This window comes from Nostoc sp. C117 (assembly GCF_043099735.1).
Lineage (GTDB): Bacteria > Cyanobacteriota > Cyanobacteriia > Cyanobacteriales > Nostocaceae > Nostoc.
In genome coordinates this window covers 5,712,057-5,723,062 of record NZ_CP170991.1, presented here as the reverse complement: position 1 = coordinate 5,723,062, position 11,006 = coordinate 5,712,057, and the positions used below count along the sequence as shown (strand labels likewise).

Genomic DNA, 11,006 nt, shown 5'->3' with positions numbered 1-11,006 from the left:
TCTAAAATATTAATCGCAAGGGGGCAATTACGGATTTTGGGAAAATTTAATATTTGTATTTTTTGACAAAAAAACTTAACAAAAAATAATTAAGGTAGAAGTATGTACCTTACTAGTGCGGGTGAACGCCAAGGCTATTGTCCTTTGATATTAGAAGTTCACTGATTGGGGATTTCCTAAGCGATGCATTCCCTATGCTGTATAAACTGTAGCTTTGAAATAGAAGTTGGGAAATAGGTTCTTCCAAGATGACTGAATTAATGTTATGGAATTCTCCCATCAAATTCTGTGTGATTTGTCTTAACAAAGCGATCGCCAGCCTTGTGTTATTTTTTCGTAGAGGTTGTTGAGAGTAAAGATTCAAAAGTTGAAGTTTTTGGACTTTTGACCAAATATTGGTAATTAAGAAGGTACAACCCTCCACTGATTATAACTATAAATGACGTTAGCGACTCCGCAAACGTCATTATCAATTACAAATTACTTTTACTTCCATAGCATGAAATATCTGTACTTTCTGCTGGAAATTGGTGAGGCAGACTTGAGGAACTCTCGGATGGAGGAAATCTCCATCCAAAAATTCAAAATCAAGCTGTAATCTAAATTACAGCTTCTTCGCGTTGACAATCAAAAACAACCATGAAAGAAGCGTTTGGCATCTCCTGACGCAGGTGCTGCATATAACCATCTGCATCAGAACGACTGCGGAAGCGAGCAACAATTTCTCGTTGGGTATTAGGAACTAAACGAGCGATCGCCCAAGAATTCAGGCGCTCTTTGTAGGCAGTACCCTGATTGTCTAATTTAGAAGCTTTGTATTCAGTATTTTCTGGCATAATTATCTTTTCCGTATGAAGTTTCATGAAGGGCGTTAATTAGTTTCTAGGTAGGAATGCACTAACGCTTTTTTTTAAGCTGCTGCCACCTTGTTATTCGATTATTCAGAAATTGTCAATACTGAGCGCAATATTTAAGACGAATTAAGTTATAAATTACAAGTATTTATAACCCTCAAAGCTTTATTTTGCAACTGTTTTCAGGTAAAACAATACTCTAACTAAAAGTTTGACAAGGATTAACTGCGGGGCATTTTAATAAATACACGTAAGTAAATTCTATATCAGTAGTAAAATGAAAAACAATTCAAAAAAAATACTATTAGACTTAGAAAAATAAATTTTTGGTAAATTGAGAAGAGATTTTTAGGATAATTCAAAGGATAGTTTTGACAGCACAATTCATCAAATTTGAGTTGCTTTATTGTCATTTGTGCCAGTAAATCGGTAGTGCTTTCCCAAAATTGTTACGGCTGAGGCTACGTGCAGTCGTTAACATGGTTTTACTTATTTGTCTCCTAAGGGACTTCCAAATAAACAAACATCCAATTAACTCTTGTGCGGTGGGCGACACGAGAGCCATATCAACTGGGCGGGCAGGATGCCCACCCGACAATATTGGATAATTTATTTCTTGGAATTCCCTAACGCTCTTCCATCACTCTTGCTTCAGAAATCGTTATCTAGCAGAGATTCAAATTCAGCTTGCAAGGCGGTTATATCTGCCAACCTTGTCACTAATAAATTATCTTTACCAGCATCACTTAAAGATACTTTCCAGTAACGAATACTCTCTGAGTTATTCAACCAAAACTGAATGACTGTATCTACCACTTGATCCAAATTCCAACCCCGTTTTGCGGGAACTGATTCCACAGATTCGAGAAATGTATCTAGCGTACAGGTATGCATTCCCAAATATTCTACGCCTTGGTAGGGTGGTTTTTGCAAACTATTTTGTTGATGATTAAAAAACTGTAAAAGTGGAGATACTCCTACAATATCAAAAGTATATTTCATGCCAGTACTCCCAGTCGTAAATGCCTTTCTGCAAAGCTTTAACTTTGTCTAATATGATATCTGAAAATTATCTAAATCATCTAGAAAAAGTATAGCTTTCACCTACATTATAACTATTAAATCTCAGTTCAAATTTAGCACTCTCAGGCTTTTAGTGCTAAATTAAATTCAAATCTTACACTCATTATTAATGAGTATTATGCATACTTAAGACTAACGCAACTGGCATATTATTTTTAGTTTGTAGTGTACCCCTCCGGGGAGCTTGCTACGCGCAGCGTCTCGCAGAGAGAACTAAAGTACTCAAAATCAGGGTTATTTGCGTTGGTGGAACCTCTCTAAGAGTTGCGTTCCCCAGGGGAGCCCTTACTACAAACTAAAAGTTTTAATTTTTGTGACATTTGTGTAAGTCGTAATACTTTTCAGGAGTATTATTTGTTTTTTATAATGATTTAATAAATTACCTTACAGTTTGTAAAGCTACAATGATATACAGACTAGCCTAGCGTTTGTCATCCCTATGGCTATGTGTAGAAGTGAACAGTTAGTTAGAAAGCGATCGCTGGAATTGGATTATTACTTTATCTGCAATAGGTAATTTATACCAATTTTTTATGAAGCTGCATATAATTCGATCCCCCCTAGCCCCCCTTAAGAAGGGGGGAACCAGAAAAACATCTATTAAAGTCCCCCTTTTTAAGGGGGATTTAGGGGGATCAAGATATGTGCAACTTCACGTTAAATTGGTATTAGTATAAAAATATTATTTTCTTGTAGGAAATTAGCTATTTAGTCTACTATTTTGTTGGGGAAGGTAGCAAGTTATATATTGGACGGGTGTGATGAGAATCTTACTCATCGAAGATGAAGAAATTTTAGCAAGTGTCTTGTTGAAGTCTCTGACTAAACAACACTATGTTGTTGATGTAGCACAAGACGGTCAAATGGGTTGGGAATATACGCAAAATGCCAACTACGATCTGCTGCTAATAGATGTAGGTTTGCCGAAACTGGACGGGATTACATTGTGTCAGCGATTGCGTTCTGGTGGGTGTTTCACTCCGATTTTGTTGATGACGGCAAAAGATGGTACTAGAGAGCGAATTCAGGGACTTGATGCAGGTGCAGACGATTATCTGATTAAACCTTTAGATTTGGGAGAACTGCAAGCACGGATACGAGCGTTGTTACGTCGAGGCGATCGCCCCGTTACCCCAATACTAGAAGTAGGCGCACTACGACTAGATCCTAGTAGTTGCGAAGTCACGTATAACAATAAATTATTAGAATTAACAGCCAAAGAATACAGTCTGCTAGAGCTATTTCTGCGAAATCCATCGCGTGTTTTTAGTCGCGGAGATATCATTGAGCATTTGTGGACTTTTGATGATCCGCCCCAGGAAGAAACTGTAAAATCACACATCAAATACCTACGACAAAAGTTAAAAGCAGCTGGAGCAGTAGACTGGATTGAAAACGTTTATGGTTTGGGATATCGGCTGAAGCCTGGAAGAGGGACAGAGGGGCAGAGGAAGCAGGGGGGAAAAGAAAAATTGCACCCAAGTCCTCATGTTGAGGAGGAGTTTAAGGAGGCAATGGGGGGCTTGTGGAAGCAATATAAAGGGTTGATCGGACAACGCCTGGCGGTACTGGAAGAATTAGCAGCAGCACTTTCTCATAAAAACCTGACTCAGGAGTTATACAAATCCGCAGAACGAGAGGCGCACAAATTGGCTGGTGTCTTGGGTATGTTTGAACAAGATAATGGCACTCAAATAGCGCGAGAAATTGAGCAGATTTTAGGGAAAGATGGCGATTTGCTACCAGATGAAAAGCGGCAATTGCTGACACTGATTGAAAATTTAGGTAAGTTAATTCATCAGATGGGGCAAAAAGTAGATAATCAAACTACAACTGCGATCGCCCCAGAAATTTGTAGCCAATTAATATTAATTGACTCCAATCCACAACTAGGTTCTGAGTTGCAACAACTCGTTGAATGCATGGGAATGTGTTGGCAGCAAATTACAACCTTAGAGGATGCAAAAAACTTTCTACAAACTACATCCCCAGATTTAGTAGTACTAAATGTAGATGAAGTCGGGCGACGGCAAGAAAGTTTAGCACTGTTGTCAGAATTGACAACCCGTACCCCACCTGTACCTGTGCTGGTAATGGCTGGGACTGATGAGTTAATAGAACGCGTGACTTTCGCTCAATGTGGGGCGCGAGGTTTTCTAGCCAAACCTGTAACAGCAGCTCAGGTGTGGGATGTTTCGTCTCAATTATTACAGCGTACTCGTTCTTTGCGAGTAAATGTATTAGCAGTAGATGATGACCCCCTGATTTTAGCAGCACTGCGCCCAATGTTAGAACCTTGGGGTATGCGGATGACAGCATTGGACAATCCCTTACGTTTCTGGGAAGTACTGCAATCGACTACACCGGATTTGTTGATTTTAGATGTAGATATGCCTCATATTAGTGGTATCGAACTTTGCCAAGCAGTTCGTACCGATCCCCAATGGCAAGAATTGCCGATTGTGTTTTTAACTGCTCATCGGGAAATCAAAATTGTGCAGCAGGTGTTTGCTGTGGGGGGAGATGATTATGTGATTAAACCTGTTGTTGGAGCCGAATTGTTGGCACGGATTACCCATCGCTTAGAACGCAACCGTTTACTTCAGTCCCTTTCTACCAAAGATCCTTTAACTGGACTGGCAAATCAGTTCCAATCTCGCCGCAACTTAGAACACCTAATTACTCAAGCTGAGAAAAATCAGCAATCTCTTTCTTTGGCGATTTTGAGCGTGGATGATTTACGTCAAATTAATATAAAGTATGGCCATGAGGCTGGAAACCAAGTATTACAAAGATGGAGTCGTTTATTCCAATCAGCATTTTGTAGTGGTGAAATTCTTGGTTATTGGGGTGATGGAGACTTTATAGTGGGAATTACTGGGTTAACCAAAACAGAAATGAACCATCGCCTGAGTGAGATTTTAACTACTTTACGCCAGCAAATATTCACAGCTTTCAATAGCGATCGCTTTCAGCCAACATGTAATTTTGCTGTAGTTGAATATCCTAGCGATGGGCTAACGATCCAATCTCTATATCAAGTCGGGGTAATTCGTAATACTTCTCTACGAGAGGCTACGCGGTAGTTGAGCGTAGTCGAAACTCAGTACAAGTTCGTAATTCGTAATTATCATATGGCGATCGCATTCAAATGACAAAGACGCGATAAATCGCCGTCTCTACGAAGGACTGGTTATTGTAAAGACGGCTATTTATCGCTTCTCTTGCGTTAACTTTGTAAAAGATTTGAAGGAAATGTGTAGTTTTGCTGTAGTCGAATATCCCAGTCATGGAGTAACGATACAATCTCTATACAAATTTGTTAGTGCCATAAAAACCACATAATCATTAATTTGTAAAGTACTTAATTCATAATAATTACGAATTATTTAACAGGAGTCCTTGATGAGTAGACAAAAGCTAGAGCAGGTAGAGCAATTGCAAGCCACGTTGAATAAGATGGAAGTCACACTGGATGCGATCGCTGATGCTGTAGTCTGGGTGGGAGAAGACCGGCTCATTCAATGGTGCAATTCTTGCTTTGAATCTCTCGTTAACCAACCCCACGGTACTGTCTGCGGCTTGAGGTTAAGTGATTTGCTACCCCTATTAGTTGCTTTGCCTTGCTATCCCGATCTCAGAATACTGAATGGAGAATATGAAACCACAAATTATCAGTTGCAGCAGGGTGAGCGGACTTTAACGCTACAAATTTCCGGTAGCTGTATAGGATTGACTGGCGATCGCTGTGCAATACTGGTGATTCGGGATATCACGGAGACGAAACAAGCCCAAGAATCTCTGCAAGAGATTGAGGAGCGATTGCAGACATTAATTAACGCTACACCCGATATCATCTGTTTAAAAGACGGTGAGGGAAAATGGTTGCTGTCAAACCAGGCTAACCTAGAGTTTTTAGAACTCCAAGACGTTGATTATCAAGGCAAAACTGACTCAGAACTAGCAGAATTTAGCAATTTTTATCACGATGCTTTGCTCAATTGCAGCGAAACAGATGAACAATCTTGGCAATTGGGAACTGTGCATCGAGTAGAAGAAGTTATTCCTCGACCTGATGGGACAGTGAGCAGTTTAGATATGATTAAAGCTCCTCTGTTTCACCAAGATGGTAAACGCAAGGCTATGCTTGTTTTGGGACGCGATATTGGCGAACGCAAACAAACCCAGCTAGCTCTAGAAAATTCTTTATCTTTATTAAAAACTATCTTTGAATCAATTCAAGATGGTATCTTAGTAGTCGATCGCTTTAGTAATATCACTAATTACAACCAAAAGTTCTTAGAAATGTGGTCTATTTCACCAGAACTTTTGGCGGAACCAAATCATCCTCAGCGGCTAGGGTATCTGGCAAACCAACTAAAAGACCCAGATGGATTTTTGCAACGCGTCCGAGAATTATATTCACAGCCGGAAGTAGTTAGTCACGACTGCTTAGAAATGCGCGATGGCAGAATATTTGAGCGCTACTCCTGTCCTCAACGCGTTGGCGAACAGATTATTGGTAGATTGTGGTGCTTCCGCGATGTTACTCAACGCCAAAAGGCGGAAGAAGCACTGCGACAAAGTGAGTTACAGTACCGCAGTGTTTTTGAAGCGATCAATGATGGACTATTTATTACTGAAATAGAAACTGAAACGGTCGCGGAAATCAACCCTGCTGCTTGTCAGATGCACGGTTACTCTTATGAAGAATTTCTGACTTTACATCCATCTGTCTACATTCACCCAGACTCACATTCTGTTTTTCATGAGTTTGTCGAGAAAACACGAGTTGGCGAACAATTTTACGGACAAGCGGTTGATATCTGCAAAGATGGTACTTTAATCGATGTGGAAGTCAAAGGAACGACTTGTATTTACAATGGCAAGCGACATATTTTAGCCATTGTGCGGGATATCAGCGCTCGTAAACGCACCGAATCAGCCTTACGCCAAAGCGAAGCACAGTACCGCGATTTGGTGCAAACAGCCAACTGTATTATTCTGCGTTGGGATGGCAATGGTGACATTATATTTTTAAATGACTATGGTCAAAGGCTTTTTGGGTTTGATTTAGATGAAATTACTGGATGTAATGTCATCGGTACAATTGTTCCAGAAACGGAAACTTCTGGACGGGACTTACAAGCGTTAATGGTTGATATTTGCGAGCATCCAGAGAACTATCTATTTAACGAAAACGAGAACTTGTGCAAAAATGGCGATCGCGTTTGGATAGTTTGGGCGAATAAACCCATTTTAGATGAACAAGGAAACTTAATCGAAATTCTTTCAGTGGGCACCGATGCCACAGAACGCAAACGCGCCCAAGCAGCCCTCCAGGAAAGCGAGTTAAAATTCCGCAGCATCGTGGAAAATGCCAATGATTTGATATTTGTCCTCTCACCAGAGGGAATTTTTACTTATCACTCGCCGAATGTAACTGCAATTATGGGTTACAACTTGGAAGAAATCGAAGGTCATTCGGTGGTGGAGTTTACCAAACCAGAAGATTTACCAACTAGCGCCGCCGCCTTACAAAGGGCAATGACAGGGGAAAAGCTAACTAATATTGAAGTGCGATTGCGACACAAAGATGGTAGCTGGCGATGGTTTAACTTTAACACTTCAACAATCAACACCGATAGTAGTGAAATTGCGATCGCAGGTGTGGGACGCGACATCACAGAACGCAAGCAAGCAGAAGAAGCCTTGCGTCGGAGTGAAATGAAGTACCGCAACATCTTTGAAAATTCCCAAGTGGGGATTTTTCGTACCCGTCAAAAAGATGGATTGATTGTGGATGCCAATCAACGCAGTGCAGAGATTTTAGGTTTTGCCTCTGCGGCTGGACTCATAGGTAAGTATTTTACAACTGAGTTATATGTAGATCCAGAAAATCGCACCCGGATTTTAGCAGAGTTAGAAGAGTACGGTGAGGTCAGCAATTTTGAAGTAGCATTGCGTCGCCTTGATAATTCTGTGGTTTGGGTATTATTGTCAATTCGTTTAAATGCAGAAGAAAACTGTTTAGATTCAGTCTTTACAGATATTAGCGATCGCAAACATCAAGAAAAAGCCTTACGCTTAATTGTTGAGGGTACAGCAGCGAAAACAGGCAATGACTTCTTTAATTCCTGCGTTCGTTACCTGGCTGAAGTATTGCAGGTTAAATATGCTCTGGTAACTGAGTTTAATGATGAGTCAAAAACTCAAGTCCGCACTTTGGCATTTTGGTGCTACGGGGATATTGCTGATAACTTGCAATATGATTTGTATGGTACTCCTTGTGAACATACCTTGCAAGGCAACATGTGTCACTATCCCCAAGGAGTGCAAACTGCTTTTCCTACAGATGCAGATTTAGTAAAGATGAATGCCGAAAGTTTTCTTGGCGTTCCTCTCACCAGTTCATCCGGCGAAATCATTGGACATCTAGCAGTGATAGATGTCAAACCAATGCAGCCCGATCCGGGACGGGAACTGATTGTAAAAATTTTTGCTGCCCGCGCTGGTGCCGAATTGGAGCGGAAACAAGCAGAAGCCGCCCTCCAGCAAAGTGAGTTAAAGTTTCGCACGATCGTCGAAAAAGTCAATGATGTGCTGTTTGCGATCAATCCTGATGGTGTTTTCAACTATATTTCTCCAAATATCTTGAAGACTACTGGATATGCCCCTACGGAAATGGAGGGTAATTCTTTGGCGTTCTTTACTCATCCTGATGATGTACCAAAATGTCTAGAAGTCGCCCAAACAATCCTAGCAACAGGCGAGGGAATTTCGGATACTGAGTACCGCGCTAAACATCGCACCAAGGGATGGGTTTGGCTAACTAGTAATGCAGTCCGCACACAAGATGCCCAAGGTAACTTTCAGATTGTCGGGGTAGCTCGTGATATTAGCGATCGCAAACTAGCAGAAGCAGCCCTGCAACGTCGCACTCAAGCAGAAAGTTTACTCAGCAGCATATCTCGACAATTTATTGACCAAGATTTAGAAACAGCAATACATTTTACACTCCGAGCGATCGCTCAATTTATTGATGTTGAACACAGTTGTATTTTTGAATGCTCCAACGAGCAAAAAGAATTTAACCTCATTCATGAATGGTGTGGCGAAGATGTTCAGCCATTAATTGATATTGCCAGAGGTTCGCCTGTGGAAGTTTTCCCTTATTTCTACGAGCCCATTCTTTGTGGTAGACATCGCCAAATCTCTTGTGTGGAAGAACTACCGCCCCATCTACCTGAGCGACAATTGTTTGAAAGTATGTCGTTTCAATCTTTATTAGCTGTGCCCATGCTTCATACTGGCAGAGTCGTTGGGTTTGTTGGTGCAGCAACGATTCACTATACCAAAACTTGGAATCAAGAAGATATTAATCTATTAAAATTGGTAGGTGAAATAATAGCGATCGGTCGAGCTAGATATCAAGCAGAAGAAGCACTGAGAATTGCCAAAGAAGCTGCCGAAAGTGCCAACCGTGCCAAAAGTGCTTTCCTCGCTAACATGAGTCACGAACTTCGCACCCCTCTAAATGCAATTCTTGGCTTTTCTCAATTAATGGAGCGAGACACCAGCCTCAACTCAAATCAGCGTGAATCTTTAGCTACCATAAACCGCAGTGGAGAACACTTGCTTAACTTGATTAACGATGTCCTGGAAATGTCCAAAATTGAAGCCGGGCAAATCATTTTTAACCCCGAAGACTTCGACCTTTATATGCTGTTGCAAACATTACAAGAGATGTTCCAGGTACGGGCACGAGCAAAGCAATTGTTTCTTAGATTTGAAATGTCCCCCGATCTCCCCCGTTACATCCAAACAGATGAAGGTAAACTCCGCCAAGTCCTAATTAACCTTTTGGGTAACGCCGTCAAGTTTACCCAAACTGGGGGGGTAACTTTGCGGGTAAAGTTGGGGACTAGGGACTGGGGACAAGGTAGACAAGATAGCAATATTTCTCCCTTGTCTCCCTTGTCTCCCTTGTCTCCCTTATCTCCCTTGTCTCCCCCCTCTCCCCCCTCTCCCCACTCCCTAATCTTTGAAGTCGAAGACACTGGACGGGGAATAGCACCAGAAGAAATGGATAATCTGTTTCAGCCTTTTGTCCAGACAACAAGCGGTATTCAAACCAAAGAGGGCACTGGGTTAGGATTAACTATTAGCCGCCAGTTTGTGCGGTTGCTGGGGGGCGATATTCACTTTACCAGCAACCTTGGACAAGGATCTACTTTTAGCTTCGACATTCAAGTAAATTTAGCCGCAGCTTTCAAAGCTACACCCAAGTTGAGTAAGGGACGTGTGATCAAGTTGGCAGCAAACCAACCAGATTATCGGATTCTGGTTGTGGACGATCGCAAAGAAAACTGCGATTTAATTGTGCAACTACTTGGGAGTGTTGGTTTTAATACTAAGACTGCTAATAATGGACAAGAAGCGATCGCTATTTGGCAAAATTGGCAACCCCACCTAATCTGGATGGATATGCGGATGCCTGTGATCAACGGCTATGATGCAACTAAAGAAATTAGAGCCAGAGAAAGAAAAGACGCAAAGCGGGAACATGTCCCCGTGTCTTCTTTTCGCACTGTAATTATTGCGCTAACCGCTAGTGCTTTTGAAGAACAACAAGCAAGTATACTGGCCGCTGGTTGTGACGACTTAGTTCGCAAGCCATTCCGGGAACAGGTAATTTTTGAAAAGATGGCTGAATATTTGCATGTGTATTATATCTATGCAGAAGAAAGTAGTGAAAATTCAATAGACAACAAGCCAGATAATATTGAATCTTTGGATCTTCACTCTGCAATTCAGCTTATGCCTACCCAATGGATAGCAGAATTAAATCAGGCAGCAGTTGAAGTCGATGCGGAACGAATTTTCCAACTAATTGAGCAAATTAAGCCAACTCAATCTAACTTGGCAGAAGAATTAGCAAATTTAGTCCGTAGTTTCTGCTTCGATGAAATTATCGACCTAACTGAGAAGTCTTAACAATTCAAAATTCACAGCATTTTCAGATTTAACCGAACTTGATATGATACAGCATACTAAAGTAACATTTAA

Annotated in this window: 4 protein-coding genes; 2 read left to right on the top strand and 2 right to left on the bottom strand. The window is 41.1% G+C overall.

Features of this window, described 5'->3' with window-relative positions; genetic code table 11:
* Positions 1 to 599 precede the first annotated feature (599 nt).
* The gene (locus ACFG4S_RS24670; protein WP_392531575.1) at positions 600 to 836 is read right to left on the bottom strand and encodes a hypothetical protein; all 237 of its coding nucleotides are present in this window, start codon (positions 834 to 836) and stop codon (positions 600 to 602) included.
* A gap of 669 nt (positions 837 to 1,505) precedes the next feature.
* The gene (locus tag ACFG4S_RS24665) at positions 1,506 to 1,856 is read right to left on the bottom strand and encodes a hypothetical protein (RefSeq protein ID WP_392531574.1); all 351 of its coding nucleotides are present in this window, start codon (positions 1,854 to 1,856) and stop codon (positions 1,506 to 1,508) included.
* Between the two features lie 842 nt (positions 1,857 to 2,698).
* Between ACFG4S_RS24665 and ACFG4S_RS24660 the strand changes: the two genes are divergently transcribed.
* On the top strand, positions 2,699 to 5,023 hold the full coding sequence (locus tag ACFG4S_RS24660) for a response regulator (RefSeq protein WP_392531573.1): 2,325 nt from the start codon (positions 2,699 to 2,701) through the stop codon (positions 5,021 to 5,023).
* A gap of 319 nt (positions 5,024 to 5,342) precedes the next feature.
* Complete coding sequence (locus ACFG4S_RS24655) at positions 5,343 to 10,934, top strand: PAS domain S-box protein (protein WP_392531572.1); 5,592 nt, start codon at positions 5,343 to 5,345, stop codon at positions 10,932 to 10,934.
* Positions 10,935 to 11,006: the final 72 nt, after the last annotated feature.